The sequence below is a fragment of the Microbulbifer sp. YPW16 genome, from assembly GCF_021290385.1.
Lineage (GTDB): Bacteria > Pseudomonadota > Gammaproteobacteria > Pseudomonadales > Cellvibrionaceae > Microbulbifer > Microbulbifer zhoushanensis.
The window spans coordinates 1095385-1114612 of the sequence record NZ_CP089928.1 but is presented as its reverse complement, the minus strand read 5'-3'; the positions used below and the strand labels follow the sequence as shown (position 1 = coordinate 1114612).

General features: G+C 61.6%; 16 protein-coding genes. 2 read left to right on the top strand and 14 right to left on the bottom strand.

The window, feature by feature from the left end:
• Positions 1-2: 2 nt before the first annotated feature.
• The 14 genes from nuoK to LVE68_RS04830 all read right to left on the bottom strand — a co-directional run bounded on the left by nuoK (position 3) and on the right by LVE68_RS04830 (position 16746).
• Positions 3-326: an NADH-quinone oxidoreductase subunit NuoK gene (gene nuoK, locus LVE68_RS04895; RefSeq protein ID WP_441338254.1), complete on the bottom strand. Its 324-nt coding sequence runs from the start codon at positions 324-326 to the stop codon at positions 3-5.
• Positions 316-855, bottom strand: coding sequence for an NADH-quinone oxidoreductase subunit J (gene nuoJ / locus LVE68_RS04890; RefSeq protein WP_233005910.1), 540 nt, complete (start codon positions 853-855; stop codon positions 316-318). The genes nuoK and nuoJ overlap by 11 nt, the downstream gene beginning before the upstream one ends.
• 69 nt (positions 856-924) lie before the next feature.
• The gene (gene nuoI, locus LVE68_RS04885; RefSeq protein ID WP_233005909.1) at positions 925-1443 is read right to left on the bottom strand and encodes an NADH-quinone oxidoreductase subunit NuoI; all 519 of its coding nucleotides are present in this window, start codon (positions 1441-1443) and stop codon (positions 925-927) included.
• 37 nt (positions 1444-1480) lie between these two features.
• The gene (nuoH, locus tag LVE68_RS04880; protein WP_233005908.1) at positions 1481-2437 is read right to left on the bottom strand and encodes an NADH-quinone oxidoreductase subunit NuoH; all 957 of its coding nucleotides are present in this window, start codon (positions 2435-2437) and stop codon (positions 1481-1483) included.
• Positions 2434-5316, bottom strand: coding sequence for an NADH-quinone oxidoreductase subunit NuoG (gene nuoG, locus LVE68_RS04875; protein ID WP_233005907.1), 2883 nt, complete (start codon positions 5314-5316; stop codon positions 2434-2436). Before nuoG ends, nuoH begins: the two co-directional genes overlap by 4 nt.
• 24 nt (positions 5317-5340) lie before the next feature.
• Positions 5341-6645, bottom strand: coding sequence for an NADH-quinone oxidoreductase subunit NuoF (gene nuoF, locus LVE68_RS04870; protein ID WP_233005906.1), 1305 nt, complete (start codon positions 6643-6645; stop codon positions 5341-5343).
• Positions 6623-7189 carry an NADH-quinone oxidoreductase subunit NuoE gene (nuoE, locus tag LVE68_RS04865; RefSeq protein ID WP_233005905.1) on the bottom strand — a complete coding sequence of 189 codons (567 nt, stop codon included), beginning with the start codon at positions 7187-7189 and terminating at the stop codon, positions 6623-6625. The genes nuoF and nuoE overlap by 23 nt, the downstream gene beginning before the upstream one ends.
• A 20-nt stretch (positions 7190-7209) precedes the next feature.
• A complete protein-coding gene (gene nuoC / locus LVE68_RS04860; RefSeq protein ID WP_233005904.1) occupies positions 7210-9015 on the bottom strand; it encodes an NADH-quinone oxidoreductase subunit C/D in 1806 nt (601 codons plus the stop codon).
• A gap of 92 nt (positions 9016-9107) precedes the next feature.
• Positions 9108-9764, bottom strand: a complete 657-nt coding sequence (locus LVE68_RS04855) for an NADH-quinone oxidoreductase subunit B (protein ID WP_305080406.1) — start codon at positions 9762-9764, stop codon at positions 9108-9110.
• Positions 9765-9773: 9 nt separating this feature from the next.
• Positions 9774-10205, bottom strand: a complete 432-nt coding sequence (locus LVE68_RS04850; RefSeq protein ID WP_233005903.1) for an NADH-quinone oxidoreductase subunit A — start codon at positions 10203-10205, stop codon at positions 9774-9776.
• 602 nt (positions 10206-10807) lie between these two features.
• Complete coding sequence (locus LVE68_RS04845) at positions 10808-13582, bottom strand: valine--tRNA ligase (RefSeq protein ID WP_233005902.1); 2775 nt, start codon at positions 13580-13582, stop codon at positions 10808-10810.
• Between the two features lie 223 nt (positions 13583-13805).
• Complete coding sequence (locus LVE68_RS04840; RefSeq protein ID WP_233005901.1) at positions 13806-14735, bottom strand: hypothetical protein; 930 nt, start codon at positions 14733-14735, stop codon at positions 13806-13808.
• A gap of 21 nt (positions 14736-14756) precedes the next feature.
• Entirely contained in the window at positions 14757-15185 is a 429-nt protein-coding gene (locus LVE68_RS04835) for a DNA polymerase III subunit chi (protein ID WP_233005900.1), read from the bottom strand.
• A 94-nt stretch (positions 15186-15279) separates the two neighbouring features.
• Complete coding sequence (locus tag LVE68_RS04830; protein ID WP_233006671.1) at positions 15280-16746, bottom strand: leucyl aminopeptidase; 1467 nt, start codon at positions 16744-16746, stop codon at positions 15280-15282.
• A gap of 183 nt (positions 16747-16929) precedes the next feature.
• Between LVE68_RS04830 and lptF the strand changes: the two genes are divergently transcribed.
• Both lptF and lptG read left to right on the top strand, forming a co-directional pair.
• Entirely contained in the window at positions 16930-18087 is a 1158-nt protein-coding gene (lptF, locus tag LVE68_RS04825; RefSeq protein WP_233005899.1) for an LPS export ABC transporter permease LptF, read from the top strand.
• Entirely contained in the window at positions 18077-19141 is a 1065-nt protein-coding gene (gene lptG, locus LVE68_RS04820) for an LPS export ABC transporter permease LptG (RefSeq protein WP_233005898.1), read from the top strand. Before lptF ends, lptG begins: the two co-directional genes overlap by 11 nt.
• The last annotated feature ends 87 nt before the right edge of the window (positions 19142-19228 follow it).

Sequence of the window (19228 nt, the reverse complement as noted above, 5' to 3'; positions counted from 1 at the left end):
GGTTAACCCCGCATCCAGTTAAGCTGGTCGATATCCACCGTGTGCCGGCGACGATAAAGCTGCAACACCAGGGACAGGGCGATGGCGACCTCGGCCGCCGCCAGGGTGATCACGAAGATAAACATGACCTGGCCGTCCGCGGTTCCCCAGTGGGCACCGGCGACTACAAATGCCAGCGCTGCAGCGTTGGTACAGATTTCAATACACATCAGCATGAACAGGATATTGCGTCGTACCAGCATCCCGGCCAGTCCCAGGCAGAACAGGATGGCAGCCAGTGCCAGGCCGTGGTACATGCCGCCCTGGGAGAGCATTTCACTCATCATGGCCCGCCTCCAGGTCTGCGGTGGATTTTTGCCGCGCCAGGTGGAAGGCGCCTACAAGACCTGCCAGCAGCAGCATGGAGGCCAGTTCCACCGCCAGCAGGTAGCGGCTGAACAGTGAAATACCTACCTCCCCGGCCCCCACATAGCTGATTTCGGCGGCCCCGCCCCCAGCTGTACTTACACCCTGGCCGCCCAGCATCAGTATCAGCTGTAGCAGTAGCACGCCCGACAGGATGCCGGGTGCCACCCAGCTCCCGGGCTGCAGCCAGGTGTTCTCCTGTTCCACGGCAGCGTCACCCTGGTTGAGCATCATGATGACGAAAACCATCAGCACCATGATTGCCCCCGCGTAGACAATTACCTCCAGTGCCGCCGCCAGTGGCGCGCCCAGCTGGAAAAAAATCACTGCGACGGCGAGGAGGGAAACAATCAGGTGCAGCAGCGCGTGCACTGCATTGCGGCTGAAGATCACCATTGCGGTAGCAATAATGGCAACTGCGGCAGTGAGGTAAAAATAGACTGGATACATGTCTTTTCCCTCGGTTAGGGTTGTTATCTTTATCGGCCTTCCCAACGGGAAGTTCACCGCCAGTGACTGTCAAAGGTTCAGGCTGCGCACATCCACGGGCTCCGCCTCATTGATCGCCTCGCCCTTGTCCTTGCCGGAAATGGACATGCCGGCGACCCGGTAAAAGCTGTAATCGTGGTACTTGCCCGGACCGCTGATCAGCAGGTCCTCTTTTTCGTAGACCATGCTTTGCCGGTCGTACTCGCACATCTCGAAATCCGGTGTGAGCTGGATCGCGTAGGTGGGGCAGGCGTCTTCACAGAGGCCGCACATAATGCAGCGGGAAAAATTGATGCGAAAATATTCCGGTCGCCAGCGCCCGTCTTCATCTTCGGTTTTCTGTAACGATATGCAGTCCGGTGGACAGGCGACGGCGCAGAGGTTGCAAGCGACACAGCGTTCTTCACCATCCGGGTCCCGGGTCAGGACAATGCGCCCGCGATAGCGCGGTGCCAGGTAGGGTTTTTCATCCGGGTACTGGACTGTGGCATTGCGGCTGAACAGGTGACGGAAAACCAGCCACATGCTGCGCAGTTGACTTGCAATCATCGCTCATGCCTCCTTGTCGGGGTCTGTGCCTGGTGATTTATCCGAGCCATAGCAAAACGCCTCCGGTAGCCAGGAGGTTTGCCAGTGACAGTGGCAGCATGATTTTCCAGCCAAACTGCATCAGCTGGTCATAGCGCGGCCGCGGTATGGCTGCGCGCAGCAGGACAAAAATCATCACCAGGAAACCGGTCTTGAGGAAGAACCAGACCATTGGCGGCAGCCACGGCCCGAGCCACCCGCCCAGGAACAGGGTGGTGATCAGGGCGGAAATCAGGATCACCGAGAGGTACTCCCCGACGAAGAACATACCGAACTTCATGCTGGAGTACTCGGTATGGAAACCCGCTGTCAGCTCGTGCTCGGCCTCCGGCAGGTCGAAGGGCAGGCGATGGCTCTCGGCGATACCGGCAATAAAGAAAACCAGGAAGCCAATGGCCTGGGGCAAGATAAACCAGCCACCCTGTTGGGCCAGCACGATCTCCCGCAGGTTAAAGCTACCGGCCATCATCACCACGCCCATCAGGGAGAGGCCCATGAATACTTCATAGGAAACCGTCTGCGCTGCCGCACGCAGGCCGCCCAGCAAGGCATACTTGTTGTTGGAGGCGTAAGCGCCGAGGATGACGCTGTATACCGCCATCGACGACATGGCGAGGAAAAACAGCAGGCCCACATTGAGGTCGATCACGCCCACCATGGGTGCCACGGGAATCACTGCAAAGCCCAGTAACATCGATGCCATAACGATCGTGGGGGCGAGGATGAACACCGGCCGGTCCGCGAAGCGCGGGATGAAGTCCTCCTTGAAGAACAGCTTGATCATATCCGCCACTACCTGGAACAGGCCGAACGGTCCCACCCGGTTGGGTCCCGGGCGGTCCTGCCAGAAGCCCAGCAGGCGGCGTTCGCCCCAGGTCAGCAATGCGGCCAGCAAGACTGCCGCGACCAGCACGCCGAAGATATTGGCCAGCGATATCCAGATCGTGGTGCTCATACACTCTCTCCAGGTTCGACCGGCTCAGGATTTTCGATGCGCGCGATTTCCGCCGCTGCCGGTAGCAGGGCAGCCAGGTCCGGAGCTTCCCGTAGACCCACCGGGACAGCGATTACCCCTGGTGCGATATGGTCCGAAACTGACGCGGGCAGGGTGATTTCGCCACCGGGCAGGCGTAGCTGTAACCGCGCGCCCGGCGCCACGCCAAGGGCGCCGGCATCGGCGGCACTGAGCTGTGCACAGGGGGCATCCGTGAGTCCGGCTATGGCTTCGCTGTAATTGCTTAACTCTCCCGAGCCGAACAATTGCCAGGTGGGCGCCAGGTACATTTGACCGGGCTCCTGGACCAGTTTTTCTCGCGCGAGCCAGGCCGGCATGGGTGCCGGCTCACGCTGCAGGCGAGGGATCGGCTCGCGCCCCCTGCGCGGCCCGCCGACACCCTGCTGGAATTTGTGGATTGCCTGGTTGGAGTTCCAGCCTGGCGACCAGATATTGGCCTGCAGCGGTGAGGCGCCAGCGTACTGCACTCCCTCCATGGTGAAAGTGAAGGGCGAGTCGGGATCTGTCAGCGGCGCCTGCTCGGCGACATGCAAGTGGGCGCGGTTGGCAGTGCGGCCGCTGACGCGGTGGCTCTGCCGGGCCAGCTTCATGCCCTCGATGCGGAAATTCTCGTCCGGGCCAGCCTCTGTCAGGTTCCGGAAACAGGGCAGGGCAGCGGCGATCGCTGCTGTTACCTCGTGGCAGTGCTGCCATTGCCGCAGCAGGGCAGGTGAAGTATCTATACCAGCTTCGCGGCAGGCGGGGTCATTGACGGCGTCCACCAGCCAGCGCCAGCTTTCCTGGATATAGCCGCTGCCTTCGTAGACCATGTAATGACGTTGCAGCATGCCCGCGCTGTTGACCAGCGTTCCCTGGGATTCGGGCGTGGCGGCAGCGGGAAAAACCAGGTCGGCGCGACGGCTGCAGGGCTGTAACAGTGAGTCGAACAGTACAACTTCAGCGGCGCGGTCAAAAAGTGCTTCCACCGCAGCGGTGGGCAGTCGCCGGTACAGATCGTTTTCCAGTACCAGCAGGGTCACCGGTGGATCCACCGAATCGCGCTCGCGCAGGTCCTCCAGTAATTGCTCGAGGGTGCCCTCACCGGGCTCGAAGAACTGTGCCAGCCCCAGGCTGTTGGCCTCCGGGCAGGCGAGATAGGTGGCACAGGGGGAGCCTTGTTTGTCGGCGAGCGCGGTCGCCAGCTTCCCTGCTGCGGCCAGGATATCCGGTTCCCCACTACCGCAGCCCGAAATTACCAGTGGCCGCCTGGCGGAGAGCAGGGTATCCGCCACGCCCCGAAGCAGTTTCTCCAGGTCTTCCGGCAGCGGTGTTCGCCCACTACCTGCTTCATCGCCGGTTGTGGGCCCGTTTGCGGCAGTGATCAACTCGGCGAGACGCCCGGCAAAGCTGGCGATTGCGGCCGGCGATGCTAGTCGTTGCTCTCTGGCGATATCCTCCAGCGATGTGGATGCACTTGAGCCGAGCACAAAGATCGGGGTGTTTTCACCGCGCAACTGTCGCACCGAGGCATCCTGCCACAGCGGGATCTTGAGTTCCCGGGCATGATCGCGCTGCTGATTGCGGGCAGCCTGGCGCACCGCGAGTGCGACCCGCGGTGCAGTACGGCCGATCTCCTCATCGAGTACCAGTATCGCGTCGGCGTCCTCGATGTCCGGCATTGTAGGGATAGAGATTCTCGGGTCGCGCTGGATGCGGTCCAGGGTGTGAAGCAGTTCCAGGTCACGCGCACCCAGGCCGGCGAAGAAGTTGCCGGGGCCCACCAGCTGGCGCAGGGCAAAATTGTTTTCCAGTGATGTGCGTGGGGAACCGACGCCGACCAGGCGGCGACGCCCCCGCTGGGCATCGACGATGGCGGAGGCCAGCAGCTCCAGGGCCGCCGGCGGCTCTATTTCCCGGTGCAGCTTGTCTTTGCGCCTGCCGGTGGTCTCGATTACCTGCTCGCGGCGGGCGATCAGCACGTTCTTGATGCGCAGGTCGCTGTTGGCATATTCGTAGCCAAAGCGCCCGCGGTCACAGATAAAGTAACCATTAATATCGCGGTTGTAGAGGTTGACCACCCGCCGCAGGTTCTCGTCGCGACTGCTGAAATCCATGCGAGCTCCGGGCGCGGTATTACAGCCGACACCGCAGTGCTCACACACAGACGGTGCAGTCTGCAGGTCCCACTTGCGCACGAAGTGACGGCTGAAGGTCTGGTCGGTAAAGACGCCGGTGGGGCAAACCTCCACCAGGTTGCCACTGAAGCCGTTTTCCAGCTTGCCGTCGCACTGGCGCCCGAAATAGACCTGGTTGTTGCGTCCCAAAGCCTCCAGGTCATCGCCACCGGCATAATCGCGATAGAAGCGCACGCAGCGATAGCAGGCAATGCAGCGGTTCATTTCGTGGTTGATGAATGGACCCAGGTACTGGTTGCGATGGGTACGCTTGAGGCCGCGAAAGCGGCGATAGGTATGCCCGGACATCTCTGTCATATCCTGCAGGTGGCACTCACCACCTTCCTCACAGACGGGGCAATCATGGGGGTGGTTGGTCATCAGGTCCTCGATGACTGCACCGCGGAATTCCTGCGCCGGCTGGGCAGCCAGGCTGTAGATTCCTCCGTCGCGAACCTGTGTCATACAGCCCATCACCAGCTTGCCCTGCTCGTCATCGCTGTCCTTGTACTCGATGATGGCGCACTGGCGGCAGGCACCGACCGAGCCCATGGCCGGATGCCAGCAGAAGTAGGGCAGGTTCAGCCCCTGTGACAGGCAGCTGGCCAGCAGGTTCTGGCCCTCTTCCACCTCATACTGCCTGCCGTCTATGGTTATGGTTGGCATGGATCGCAATTCCCCGGTTTGGGCCTAGACGGCCAGCGGAATGTGCTGCCGCTCCTGGTCGTAAGGGCAGCAGCCGCGGGTAATATGGTCATTGAAGTCCTGCTCGAAGAGCTTCAGCGCGCTCAGGATCGGCGCTGCCGCACCCGGTGCCAGGGCACAGAAGGTATTGCCCGGGCCCATCCTCCGGGCCTGCTCCCGCAGCAGTTCCAGGTCTTCGGGTTGCGCCTCACCACACTCGATCCGCATGAGGAGTTTTACCGCCCAGGGCAGGCCGTCCCGGCACGGTGTGCACCAGCCACAGGACTCGCGGGCAAAGAAACGGGTGAGGTTGAGCACCAGCCCCACCGGGCAGGTGTGGTCATCGAGTACGGTGATGGTGCCGGTGCCCATGCGGCTGCCGGCCTTGCCCACGGCGTCGTAGTCCATGGGCAGGTCCAGCTGGTCCGGGCCGAGGAAATCTGTCGAGCCCCCACCTGGCAGGTATGCGCGCAGTTTGAGTCCGTCCTGCATACCGCCGGCGTGTTGCTCAAGGATTTCGCGGATGGGTGTGCCCATTGGCAGTTCCCAGGCCCCGGGATTTTTCACCCGGCCACTGGCGCCAAAGATCTTGGTGCCGCCGTCTTCGCCGCGTCCGAGCTTTTTGTACCAGTCCACACCCAGCTCAATCAGGTGCGGAATATTGCAGAGGGTCTCGACATTATTCACCACTGTGGGTTTCCCCCACAGGCCACTGACCTGCGGAAACGGCGGCTTGGCACGGGGGATCGCGCGCTGGCCCTCCAGGGCATTGATCAGGGCGGTCTCCTCGCCGCAGATATAGTTGCCGGCGCTGCGGTGCACATGAAAATCGAGCTGGAAGTCGGAGCCGGTTATGTGTGTGCCGATGAGGTTTTCCCCGCGCGCTTCCTCTATCGCGGTTTCCAGCCGCGCCGCCGCCAGGTGATATTCTCCGCGGATAAATATGTAAGCCCGGCGGGCACCGATGGCAAATGCGGCAATGGCCATGCCCTCCAGCAGCAGGTGGGGGTCGTGCTCCATCAACAGCCGGTCCTTGAAGGTGCCCGGTTCCATCTCATCGGCATTGCATACCAGGTAGCGGGTTGGCGGGGCATCCTTCCCGCGGGGAACGAAGCTCCATTTCAGCCCGGTGTTGAAGCCGGCACCGCCGCGCCCCCGGACGCCGGCATCCTGCACCGTCTGGATGATCTCGTCAGGCGCCATATGTAGTGCCTTGCGCCAGCCACGGTACCCACCGTTTTCGAGATAGTGCTCGAGCGTGGTGACGATACCCGGTTCGCCGATATTCTTAGTCAGCGGATTGGTCAGCATGATGTTTTTTCTTTTCCTGAATGAACTCGTCCAGCTTGTCTGCCGATAGGTGGCGGTGCATCTCCTCGCCCACCAGCATCACCGGGGCCTTGTCGCAATCGCCCAGGCAGGGTGTTTCCAGCAGGGTGAAGAGCCCGTCGGGGGTGGTCTGGCCGGGGCGTATGCCGAGTTGCTGCTCCAGGTGGCGCTGCAGCTTTTCGCATCCCATGATCCAGCAGCTGGAGCTTTTGCACAGGAGTATCACTTCCTCACCCACAGGCTGGCGGAATATCAACTGGTAACAGGTGGCAATACTTTCCAGTTGCGTGGGGGAGACACCCAGGTAATCGGCTATGGCGTACAGGGTGTCGTCGGAGATCCAGCCACGGTGTTTCTGCACCACCCGCAGTGCCTCCAGGGCCACCGAGCCCCGGTCCTCGTAATGGGAGAATTCGCGATCGATATCCCGTTTTTCCTCGGCGTTAAGGCTGCGCCCTGCAGAGCGAGGGCCGGTATCTTGTTGCTCCATTACTTCAATTGTGTCCGCTGCGATGGTGCTCGACATTGTGTTTCCTCTACCGGTCTCTAACGATCGACATCCGCCATGACAAAGTCGATGCTGGCGATAATGGCAATCAGGTCCGCCACCAGCAGTCCGCGCGACATCAGTGGGATCATCTGCAGGTGCGGAAACGAGGGCGTTCTTATTCTCGTACGGTAGGCGTTGGTGCCGCCGTCGCTGATAATCTGGTAACTGTTCAGTCCCTTGGTGGCCTCCACCGGGAAGCAGGTCTCCCCTGGCGGCATCACCGGACCCCAGCTGTTATTGACGAAGTGCTGGATCAGGGTCTCGATATCCTGCATGGTGCGTCCCTTGACCGGCGGCGTGGTGAGCCGGTGGTCAGACTTGTAGGGGCCGCCGGGCATATTGTCGAGGCATTGCCGGATGATACGCAGGCTCTGGCGTATCTCCTCCACCCGCACGCGGCAGCGGTCGAAGCAGTCGCCGCCGTCAAAGGTGGGGATATCGAATTCAAACTGGTCATAGCCGCAGTAAGGGCGCTGTTTGCGCAGGTCCCACTCATATCCTGTGGCCCGCAACCCTGGCCCGGTAATACCCCACTCTATGGCCTCTTCGCGGTTATACACACCGATGCCTCTGGTGCGTTTCTGTAGCAGTTTGTTGTCGATCACCATGCCGTCGTATTCACGCAGGCGTGCCGGCATGTAGTCGAGGAATTCGCGGATCATTTTGTCCCAGCCCTCGGGCAGGTCCTGGGCCACGCCGCCGATACGGAACCAGGCGGGGTGCATGCGTCCACCGGTAATCGCTTCAACAATGCCAAACAACTTTTCCCGGTCGACAAACATGTAGAAGACCGGAGACATCTGCCCCACGTCCTGGGCAAAAGTGCCGTAGAAAACCAGGTGACTGGCAATACGGAATAGCTCGCACATCATGACCCGTATTACCTGCGCCCGTGGCGGGACCTGGATACCAGCCAGCTGCTCCAGTGCCAGCACATAGGGCAGGTTGTTCATCACTCCGCCCAGGTAGTCGACGCGGTCGGTGTAGGGGACGTAGGTATGCCACGCCTGGCGCTCGGCCATTTTCTCGGCACCGCGGTGGTGGTAACCGATGTCCGGTACCGCATCGACGATCTTTTCCCCATCCAATTGCAGGGCGACGCGGAAAACACCGTGGACACTCGGGTGGTTGGGGCCGAGGTTAAGGAACATGAACTCCGAACTGTCGCTGGCGCGGGCCATTCCCCACTCTTCAGGCTTGAACAGCAATGCATCCTGCTCGCGTCGCTGCTTCTCCGCCGACAGGGTGAAGGGGTCAACCTCAGTGGCACGCGCGTAATGGTCCTTGCGCAATGGGTGCCCCTCCCACGTCTGTGGCATCATGATGCGTCGCAGGTTGGGGTGGCCGGCAAACTCGATCCCGAACAGGTCCCAGGCTTCCCGCTCATACCAGTTGGCATTGGCCCAGATGGATGACACCGAGGGTGCGCACAGGCGCGATTCAGGCAGTGCCAGCTTTACCCGGATAAACAGGTCGCGGGAGAAAGAGAGCAGGTGGTAGACAACGGTAAAATCACTTTCCGGCTGCCTGTTCCCGCCATCACCCCTGTGGCGCCGCAGGCGTTCGTCAATGGCGCTTAGATCGTAGAGCATGTCGAAAGGACGGGAAATTTCCTGCTTCAGGAAGCGCAGGAACGGCAGCAGGTTTTCCTGACCCACCCAGAGTGTGGGCAGGTCGGGGCAATCCGGTTGCAACCAGTAGCTGTGCAGGCTGTGTTCGCGCTCCAGGTCGGCGACAAATGCCTCCGCCGCCTCCCGGTAGGGACTGGCCCGGTGAACACTTTTTGCTATTACGCCGTCCATACGGTCTCTCTGTTGTTATCGTTTTTCCGTGCCCTCGCGGCAAGGATCACTTGCTCCCCAGCCAGTTGAACCCGGCTACTGCCAATAGCGGTTCAGACGGTATCCGGTGTCCTCAGTTTTTCCGCCCGCATACGTTCCTCGCGGTGTTTGTCCCGCTGGCTGGGCCTTGGGGCCGGACGCGGTCCCTGTTCGTCAATCACCCAGCTGACTGGGCGCCGTTGGGTCTTGATGGATTCCTGTAACAGGGTCAGACCCTGCATCAATGCCTCTGGTCGAGGTGGGCAGCCGGGCACATAGACATCCACGGGAAGGAAGCGATCGACACCCTGCACCACACTGTAAATGTCGTACATGCCGCCGGAATTTGCACAGGAGCCCATGGAAATCACCCAGCGGGGTTCCATCATCTGCTCATAGAGACGTTGGATTACTGGTGCCATCTTGATAAACACCGTGCCGGATATCACGATCAGGTCGGCCTGGCGTGGTGTTGCGCGGATTACCTCGGAGCCGAAGCGTGAAATATCGTGGCGGCTGGTAAAGGCGGTAGCCATTTCCACATAGCAGCAGGACAGCCCGAAATTGAATGGCCAGAGTGAATTGGCCCGGCCCCAGGCCACCAGGTCCTCGAGACGGGTTAGGAGTACATTCTTGCGCACCTCCTCAGAAATCAACTCGCCCTCAGTACGCCCGCTGTCGGCGGCGATCAGGTCGCCATCCTGTTGTGCCTTGGTCAGCTTCCAGCGCATAGCCCGTCCTCAAACGATAGGTTTTGTGGCGTCCCGGGGTTCACGTTGCTGCAGGCTGAGTTGCTTGCCGCCCCAGTCCAGCGCGCCCAGCCGCCACAGGTAGACCAGGCCCACCGCCAGGATCAGGATGAATACCGCCGCCTCGATAAACCCGGTCAGGCCGGTCTCCCGGAAAGCGATGGCCCAGCTGAAAAGATAGATTGCCTCCAGGTCGAAGACGATAAACAGGATCGCGACCAGGTAATAGGAAACCGAGATGCGCAGGCGGGCACTGCCCTGGGAGACGATGCCGGATTCGTAGGGCTCGTCAGTGGCATTGTCCCGGCGTCGCTGGCCGAGCACATGGGAAAGGCCCAGCATGACCCCGATCAGGGCGACGACCGCGAAGCCATAAACGAACAGTGTCCAGATTTGGGGGTCGGTCTGGTTTGCAGGGTTCAACTGATTTCTCCCCGTTTCTCTGGCGGGCACGACTGGGCCCGCGGTTCATCGCTGAGACCACCTGATGACTACTGCGTAACCTCGGAGACAAGTGGAAATAAATGGCGCTGCCAGTGGCGGTTCATTGCCAGGTATGGGCGCCCATTATTGTTTGTTTACGGGCATCCCGACTGATACGGCGCCTTTCGTCGCTGTTTTTTTTCAGCGCTGCCAGTTATATAAATGCTGGAGAGGATTAGCGCCAGTAAAACGCTGGAACGATTGATTATCAGTGATTCGCTTTTTATACATTTGGATTCTGTATATTTACGTGACAATCAGTTCTCAGCGGTTGTCCGCCTGGCGATTGGCCGTGGTTTGACGCTTGAAGAAAGGAATGTGATTCGCTGTAACGAGAGGATATTCTGAGCCGTCGGGGCAGGCCAACCGTCTTGCGCTGTCCGCCTGAAAAGCTGTGGCGCACGGGCCTGTACAGAGCTTCCACTGGCCACAGTGGAACAATATCAGCAGTTCGCTGGAGCCGGCTGGCGAAGAAGGGTGGGCAGGTTGCTTTCCTGGTGAGGTAGAAAAAACGGCGCCTGCTGGCGCCGTTTTCAATCGTGTCAGAGCTTGCTGATTTCCTCCAGCTGCTGCTCCAGGCGCTGGCGTGCGCCCTGCATCTCTTCCATCTTGCCGCGCTCCTTTTCGACGACGGCCGCCGGTGCCTTGTCGACGAATTTGGGATTGTTCAGCTTGCCCTCGACACGCTGCAGTTCTTTTGCCAGCTTGTCGATCTCCTTCTGCAGGCGTGCACTTTCTGCCTGCACATCGATCAGTCCGGCCATGGGCACCAGCAGCTCAATATCGCCGGCCAGCGCAGTGGCTGATGCCGGTGCGGTTTCGCCGGGGTTGATCCAGCTGATGGACTCCAGGCTGGCCAGCTTGGCCAGCAGTGCGCGGGCGGAATCCAGGCGTTCGCGGTCATCGCTGCTGCCGCCGCGCAGGATCAGCGGGATCTTCTTGGCCGGGGAAATATTCATCTCGCCACGAATGTTGCGTACCCCCTCGATCACCTGCTTGAGGGCCGCGATAGCTGCTTCCGCCTCACCGTCGATGCGGTTTTCTTCCGCCTCGGGATAAGGTTGCAGCATGATGGTTTCACCACTTTTACCGGCCAGGTCCCTGACCCGCTGCCAGATTTCCTCGGTGATAAACGGCATCAGCGGATGGGCCAGGCGCAGGATCGTCTCCAGCACCCGGATCAGGGTCCGGCGGGTGCCTTTCTTGATCGCATCCGAGGCATTGTCATCCCAGAGGACCGGCTTGGACAGCTCCAGGTACCAGCTGCAGTACTCACCCCAGGTAAAGTCGTAGAGCGCCTGTGAGGCCAGGTCGAGGCGATAGGTATCCATGGCCTCGCGCACTGCCTGTTCGGTACGCTGCAGCTGCGAGATGATCCAGCGATCCGCCAGGGACAGCTCGAAATCGCTGCTGTTGTCCTGGCCGCAATCGTAACCCTCGCAGTTTTGCAGCACGTAGCGCGATGCGTTCCAGATTTTGTTACAGAAGTTGCGGAAGCCCTCGATACGGCCCACATCAAACTTGATATCGCGGCCGGTGGAGGCGAGCGAGTAGTAGGTGTAGCGCAGGGCATCGGTGCCGTAGGCGGCGATGCCCTCGGGGAACTCCTTGCGGGTCTGCTTCTCGATCTTGTCACGCAAGTGCGGCTGCATCATGCCGGTGGTGCGCTTCTGCACCAGGCTCTCGAGGTCAATGCCATCGATCAGGTCGATGGGATCGAGCACATTGCCCTTGGACTTGGACATCTTCTGCCCGTGGCTGTCCCGCACCAGGCCGTGTACATACACCGTATGGAAGGGCACCTCTTTCTTGAAATACAGGGTCAGCATCATCATCCGGGCCACCCAGAAGAAGATGATGTCGAAGCCGGTTACCAGCACCGAGGTGGGGTGGAATGTCTTCAGCTCCTCGGTATCTTCCGGCCAGCCCAGGGTGCCAAAGGTCCACAGGCCGGAAGAGAACCAGGTGTCGAGCACATCGTCGTCCTGGCGCAGGGTTACGTCACTGCCCAGTCCGTGTTTCTGGCGTACTTCGGCTTCATCGCGGCCAACGTAAACCTTGCCGTCGTTGTCATACCAGGCCGGGATACGGTGCCCCCACCACAGCTGCCGGGAGATGCACCAGTCCTGGATATCGCGCATCCAGGAGAAGTACATGTTCTCGTAGTTTTTCGGCACAAAATTGACGCTGCCGTCCTCTACCGCCTTGATGGCTTCATCGGCCAGCGGCTGGGTGCGCACATACCACTGGTCGGTCAGCCAGGGCTCGATCACCACGCCGGAGCGGTCGCCGCGAGGTACTTTCAGGGTATGGGGTTCGACTTTTTCCAGCAGGCCCAGCGCGTCCAGGTCGTCCACCACCTGCTGGCGCGCGGCGAAACGCTCCATGCCGCGGTACTTTTCCGGCACGCTGTCGTTGAGGTTGGCGTCGGCATCGAGGATGTTGATCATCTCGAGATTGTGTCGCTGGCCCATCTCGTAGTCATTGAAGTCGTGGGCCGGGGTGATCTTCACACAGCCGGTGCCGAATTCCCGGTCGACATAGTCATCGGCGATGATCGGGATTTCGCGTTCCGCCAGCGGTAGTCGGATACTCTTGCCGATCAGGTCCCTGTAGCGCTCGTCTTCCGGGTGCACCGCCACGGCGGTATCGCCCAGCATGGTCTCGGGGCGGGTGGTGGCCACCACCAGGTGGCCGGAACCGTCTGCCAGCGGGTAACGGAAGTGCCACAGGTGGCCCTGTTCTTCCTCGTTGAGGACCTCCAGGTCGGAGATGGCGGTGTGCAGTTTCGGGTCCCAGTTCACCAGGCGTTTGCCGCGGTAAATCAGGTCGTCCTCATACAGGCGGATAAATACCTCCTGTACCGCCTTGTAGAAACCGTCATCCATGGTAAAGCGCTCGCGCGACCAGTCCGGGCTGGCGCCCAGGCGGCGCAGCTGGCGGGTGATATTGCCACCGGACTGCTCCTTCCACTCCCAGACTTTCTCGATGAACTTCTCCCGCCCCAGCTCGTGGCGGCTCTTACCCTCGGCGGCCAGCAGGCGCTCGACCACCATCTGGGTGGCAATACCGGCATGGTCGGTGCCCACCTGCCACAGGGTGTTGTCACCCTGCATGCGGTGATAGCGGATCAGCGCGTCCATGATGGATTCCTGGAAGCCGTGGCCCATATGCAGGCTGCCGGTGACGTTGGGCGGCGGGATCATGATGCAGTAGGGATCGGCGCTGGTGTCGCCGGAAGGCTTGAAGTAGCCGTTCTCCTCCCAGGTCTGGTACCACTGCTGTTCGATGGCGTTGGGCTGGTATGTCTTGTCCATGCGCGAGGGGGAACCTTCTGTTGACTGACGGCGGGCGCCGGTACCGGGCCGGGATAGTCCCGCCCCTGGCCGTTATTGTGGCAGACAGGGGGGCGGCGCCAAAAAGGCGGGAATTATACCGCTGGGGCCCGGGCCGGCAAAGTTGCAGGCCCGCCGATGGTATAAAACCGGTGGAGTGCTGCTTGGAACAGCAGCGGCAAAAGCAGGTACTCGTGAGGCGGCTTCAGCGCCGGCGCATCAATTCGTCCACCATTATCTCGATGCGCGCGCGCAGTTGGCGCTCCAGCTCGGGTAATTGCCGGGCCACGAGTTTTTCGACCAGCTGCTGGCGTTGCTCCTCCCGCGCCAGGCGCTCGGCGCCAGTTTCACGCCCCGTTGGGTGTTCGGCAGTGCCATCGGGACCCGGCCCGTGCTGGCCAGGTTCGGCGGGGTCTGCCGGGGCTTCATCTGCCACGGGTCGCGCGGCAGTGCTGTCGGCGAGAGATGCGGAAGTCGCGGCCGGCTCGTCCTCCGGGATGCTGGCTGCGTCCACAGGCTGGTCGGTGGCTGGCTCGGGGGCGGTGTCTTCCGATCGCGGCACCCGGCCTCCGGTCAGGCGGGCACGGATATGCGCGGGCAGGAAAGGATTTTCCCTGGCCGGGGTCGCGGTATCCTCGCCGAACAGCTCCTGCTGCTGTTCGCTGCCGGCAGGCTTTGCCCGGGGCGGGGTTGTGTCAAGTCCGGACGGTAATGACTCGAGGGGGCGCAGGAGGGCCCGCTCGGTCTCGCTGAGTTCGGTTGAAATGCCCGGCACCGGAGAGGGCGGCACAGCACTACCGGCCGGTTCCTGCCCTTCAGGCTGCGCATCATCTTCAACCGGTTCTTCGTCCTCCGGAGAGAATAGGGTGGGGAGGTCCGTATCTTCCAGAGGCTGTATCCGGGCGTGGGAACTGGCCGCCGGCCCAGCTGGTGGGGTTACCGGTGCCGGAGCTACAGGTGCAGGGTCTGCAACCTGGTCCAGTAGCGGGATATCGCCGAGCTCTTCACTACCCAGCAGGTCGCGGATGGAGTTGAGCTCGTCCAGCAGTTCCGTGGACTTGCCGCCTTCCCCCTGGTTGCGCTGATGCTGGTGTCGCTGCCCGCGCTGCCTGTTTTTGTTCTTTCGACCGGACATGGTGTGGCGCTGTTGCTTTGGTTAGTTGCTGCCGATTCGGTGGGATTGTAACGGATATCCACGGTCGCGAAAGTGACTGAATCGGGATCGTGAGCGCGCCAGTGAATCCGGTTGCTGCACAACGATTTCTGCCAGGCGTTCGAAGCGGCTGAACCAGGCCGGCACTTCTGTACAAAGATTAATCAGGAGGCCGTGGTGGAGGCCCGGGTCCTCACCGCAATTGATTTCCACTGCGGCCTGCTGCTCACCGGACTGTGGTGCGTGGGGCAGGAAACTGTCCTCGCGGAAGGTCCACAACAGTTCATCCAGCTGTTCGGCCCGGGTGCGGTCATCCACGGCAAGCAGTACCCGCATGCCTGCGCGGAACGCTTTTTCCGCCAGGCGGCAGGCGAACAGGTCGCCCTGCCCGGGCCGGTCGGTAGAGAGGACGTAAAAATCGATGCGGGTCATTACTTTCCGGTTGTCGGGATGGTGCAGGATCTGGGGTTATGGCAACAGGCGGGGGCGTCCCGCCCGGGGACGCTCCCGCCTTTCTGGGCCGGGCTTACTTGCCCAGCAGGTATTCCAGCAGCAGTGGCACCGGGCGGCCAGTGGCCCCCTTGCTGGCGCCGGAGTTCCAGGCGCTGCCGGCGATATCCAGGTGCGCCCAGGTGTAGTCCTCGGCGAAACGGGACAGGAAGCAGGCCGCGGTTACCGAGCCCGCCTCGCGGCCGCCGATATTCTGCATGTCGGCGAAATTGGAATCCAGCATCGACTGGTACTCGTCCCACAGGGGCATCTGCCAGGCGCGGTCGCCGGCGCGCTCCCCGGCCGCGACCAGGGCATCCGCCAGCTCTTCCTTGTTGGCGTACAGGCCGGTGGCGTGGTTGCCCAGTGCGATAACGCAGGCACCGGTCAGGGTGGCGATGTCGATGACCACTTCCGGCTTGAACTTGGCCGCATAGGTCAGCGCGTCACATAGGACCAGGCGCCCCTCGGCGTCGGTATTGAGGATCTCGATGGTCTTTCCGGACATGGAAGTGACCACATCGCCGGGCTTGCTGGCGCGGCCGCTGGGCATATTCTCCGCCGCCGCCACCAGGCCCACCACGTTGATCGATGGCTGCAGCTCCGCGAGGGCATTCATCACGCCGAAGACACTGGCCGCTCCGCACATGTCGAATTTCATTTCATCCATGGCCATGCCGGGCTTGAGGCTGATACCGCCGGTGTCGAAGGTAATGCCCTTGCCCACCAGCACGACAGGCTTGTCGCTGGCCTTGCCGCCCTTGTAGTTCATGGCGATCAAGGCTGGTGGTTCGTCACTGCCCTTGGCCACGCTCATAAATGCGCCCATACCCAGGGACTGCATCTTTTTGGCATCCACCACACTGGTGGTGATTTTTGCGTGTTTTTTCGCCAGTTCCTTGGCCTGCCCGGCCAGGTACATGGGGGTACAGATATTGCCCGGCAGGTTGCCGAGTTCCCGCGCGACGTTGCTGCCGGAGGCCTGCGCTCCACCCAGCGCTGCGCCCTGCTGTGCGGCCTTGAGCTGCTTGCGGTCGGGCACATGCACCTGGAACTTGGCCAGTGGATTGGGTTTGGCCTCGCTCAGGCAGCGGGTGAATTTGTAAGCGGCGAGCCCGGCAGCCAGCGCGAGCTGCTGCGCCTGCCAGCCGATATCGGCGTCGGTTACTTCTGTTTCCGTCAGGTAGCTGGTGGCGTCCTTGAAGCCCTTCACGGCGCCGGCGGCGGCGCGGGCGAGTTTGCGGAACTCTGCCTGGTCAAGAACACCGTCGCCAGTGCGCACCAGCAGGATGCGGTCTGCCTTGCCCTCACTCGGGGTGAGCAGCAGGGTGCTGCCGGGCTTGCTGCCGAGGTCGCCGCGCTTGAGGATGCGGCTGATATAACCACCAGTCTCACCGTCGAGGCTGCTGCCGCTGGCGGTCAGGCGGTTCTTGCTGTCTGCGGGGAGAATTGCGCAGGCGCTGCGCTGCTTGGTGATATCAGAGACCTTGGCGGTGAACTGCATCATTCCTTTCCTTTTACTGAAAACTGGATCAATGTCCCCGAACCGAGACATTGCTTGCGATTTTGGTGATAATGCGCCGCTCAAGTTTAACCCGGTAGCGATTGTAATGCTTAACTGGGTTTGCACTTGTGCAAATTTTGTCCGGCCGTACGCACTGCTGTTACCAAGGAAGCCATTCGTCCTGTGATTATTTTCCGCTATCTCTGCCGCGAGCTGCTTTATGCCACGCTGGCAGTCAGCGCCGTACTGCTGCTGATGGTGATGAGTGGTCGTTTTGTAAAGTACCTTGCTGAGGCGGCTGCCGGAGACCTGTCTGCCAGTATTCTTTTCCCGGTGATGGGTTATCGCCTGCCGGGTTTCCTGGAGGTGCTGCTGCCGATGGGGTTCTTCCTCGGCATCCTGCTCGCCTATGGGCGCCTGTATATCGAGAGTGAGATGACGGTGCTGCACGCCTGTGGTTTCAGTGAGCGGCGCCTGCTTACCTACACCCTGGCGCCCGCATTGCTGGTGGCGCTGGTGGTGGCCTCCATGAGCCTGTACCTGACGCCCACCGGCCTGGAGCGCTCCTCCGGCCTGCTTACCGCCGACAAGTCCCGCAATGAATTCGATCACCTGGTGCCGAGGAAATTTGTCGCTACCGAGGGGGGCAGGGCGGTCTATTACGCCGACTCCCTGAGCGAGGACCGCTCCACCATGAATGAGGTGTTCCTGGCGGAACTGGGCTCCGCCCGGGCACAGACGGAATCCGACTACCAGGTGGTGATTCTTGCCCGCGAGGGAGTACAGCAGATCGACCCGGAGACCGGCCTGCGCTACCTGGTGCTGCGCGACGGATATCGCTATGAGGGTGTGCCGGGGCAGCGCGATTACCGCCTGATGGAATTCTCCAGCTACGAAACCCTGCTGGAGATGCCGCGGCTGCGGGAGCGCGAGAGCGATCGAATCGAAAGTGCCTCCACCCTGGACCTCTGGCGCAGTGATAAACCGGAGGAGCGAGCCAACCTGCACTGGCGCTTCAGCCTGCCGGTGCTGGTGCTGGTGGTGGCGATCCTGGCGGTGCCGCTGAGCCGTACCAATCCGCGCCAGGGCCGCTACCTGAAGATGATCCCGGCAGTGCTGCTGTACATGGTCTACCTCTACAGCCTGATCTGGGTGCGCGGCGCGGTCGAGGACGGAGACATCAGCAATCCTGCAGCCCTGTGGCTGGTGCATCCGCCTTTCCTGGTGCTGGGGCTGCTGCTACTGGGCGGGGGCAGGTTCCGCCGCTGTCCCAGGCGCAGTGGCCTGAAGCCGGGGGAATCCGGTGGAGAAACGCGGGGAGAGACAAGCAATGATGGGTAAGCTGGATCTCTATATTGGCCGCACGGTGGCCGCAGCGATTGCCGGCGTACTGCTGGTCATCCTGGGGCTGGATATGATCTTCGCCTATATCGATGAGCTGCAGGATATCGACGGCAACTACCAGCCGGCGGATGTGGTCCGGTACCTGCTGTGGACGATTCCCGACCGGGCCTACGAATACCTGGGCTTTGCGGCCCTGGTGGGATGCATGATCGGCCTGGGTACGCTGGCAGGTACCAGTGAACTCACCGTGATGCGCGCGGCCGGTGTCTCCATCGGCCGGCTGGCGTGGGCGGTGATGAAGCCGGTGCTGGTCCTGATCCTGCTGGGCCTGGTGCTGGCAGAGTTCGTGATCCCGCACACCAGCCAGACCGCGGAAACACGCAAGGCGGTGGCCCTGGGTGAGTTGCAGCGGGGTGGCCTGGAGCAGGGGCTGTGGCTGCGCGAGGGCGGGGAGTTTGTGCATTTCAATGCCGCGATGCCCGGTGGGGACCTGTACGGTGTGACCCGCTACCGCTTCGGTAGCGACCGGGACCTGGAGCGGGTGACTTTCTCCGAGCGGGGGCAGTTTGCCGACAATCAATGGCAGTTGGTCAATAATCGCTCGACCCGTTTCACCGAGGAGGAGGCGATCGCGGAGACCAGCGAGAAGCAGGGGTGGGAAACCGATATCCTGCCAGAGCTGTTCTCCCTGGTGGTGCCGCTGCCATCGGACCTGTCACCGCGCAACCTGTGGTCCTACGGCAACTTCCTGGATAACAAGGGTGAGGATGCCAGCCGTTACTGGCTGGAGTTCTGGAAGAAACTGTTGCAGCCGCTGACTATTGCCAGCCTGGTGATGGTGGCCATTTCCTTTATCTTCGGTCCCCTGCGGGAGGTTACCACCGGTCTGCGAGTGTTCACCGGGGTGATGGTGGGCATTGTCTTCCAGACCCTGCAGGACATGCTCGGGCCGTCTTCACTGGTGTTTGGCTTCCCGCCGTTTATCGCCGTGCTGGTGCCGATCCTGCTCTGTTTCGGCCTCGGCTGGATGCTGTTGAAGCGGGCGCGCTAGCCCCGCTGCGCCCTGTAGCAGCTACCCGGGAAGGCCGCGCCGCAGGCGCCTGGATCCCGGGGCGGCCCCGGGAGGCCGAAATCGACC

Coding starts and splice junctions, on each gene's coding strand:
- LVE68_RS04830 (WP_233006671.1), bottom strand. CDS start 16,746: ATGCAGTTCACCGCCAAGGTCTCTGATATCACCAAGCAGCGCAGCGCC.
- nuoJ (WP_233005910.1), bottom strand. CDS start 855: ATGTATCCAGTCTATTTTTACCTCACTGCCGCAGTTGCCATTATTGCT.
- LVE68_RS04845 (WP_233005902.1), bottom strand. CDS start 13,582: ATGGACAAGACATACCAGCCCAACGCCATCGAACAGCAGTGGTACCAG.
- nuoF (WP_233005906.1), bottom strand. CDS start 6,645: ATGCTGACCAATCCGCTGACTAAGAATATCGGCGAACCGGGTATCGTC.
- LVE68_RS04835 (WP_233005900.1), bottom strand. CDS start 15,185: ATGACCCGCATCGATTTTTACGTCCTCTCTACCGACCGGCCCGGGCAG.
- nuoE (WP_233005905.1), bottom strand. CDS start 7,189: ATGTCGAGCACCATCGCAGCGGACACAATTGAAGTAATGGAGCAACAA.
- nuoK (WP_441338254.1), bottom strand. CDS start 326: ATGATGAGTGAAATGCTCTCCCAGGGCGGCATGTACCACGGCCTGGCA.
- LVE68_RS04855 (WP_305080406.1), bottom strand. CDS start 9,764: ATGCGCTGGAAGCTGACCAAGGCACAACAGGATGGCGACCTGATCGCC.
- nuoG (WP_233005907.1), bottom strand. CDS start 5,316: ATGCCAACCATAACCATAGACGGCAGGCAGTATGAGGTGGAAGAGGGC.
- nuoC (WP_233005904.1), bottom strand. CDS start 9,015: ATGGACGGCGTAATAGCAAAAAGTGTTCACCGGGCCAGTCCCTACCGG.
- nuoH (WP_233005908.1), bottom strand. CDS start 2,437: ATGAGCACCACGATCTGGATATCGCTGGCCAATATCTTCGGCGTGCTG.
- nuoI (WP_233005909.1), bottom strand. CDS start 1,443: ATGATTGCAAGTCAACTGCGCAGCATGTGGCTGGTTTTCCGTCACCTG.
- LVE68_RS04840 (WP_233005901.1), bottom strand. CDS start 14,735: ATGTCCGGTCGAAAGAACAAAAACAGGCAGCGCGGGCAGCGACACCAG.
- lptG (WP_233005898.1), top strand. CDS start 18,077: ATGATGGGTAAGCTGGATCTCTATATTGGCCGCACGGTGGCCGCAGCG.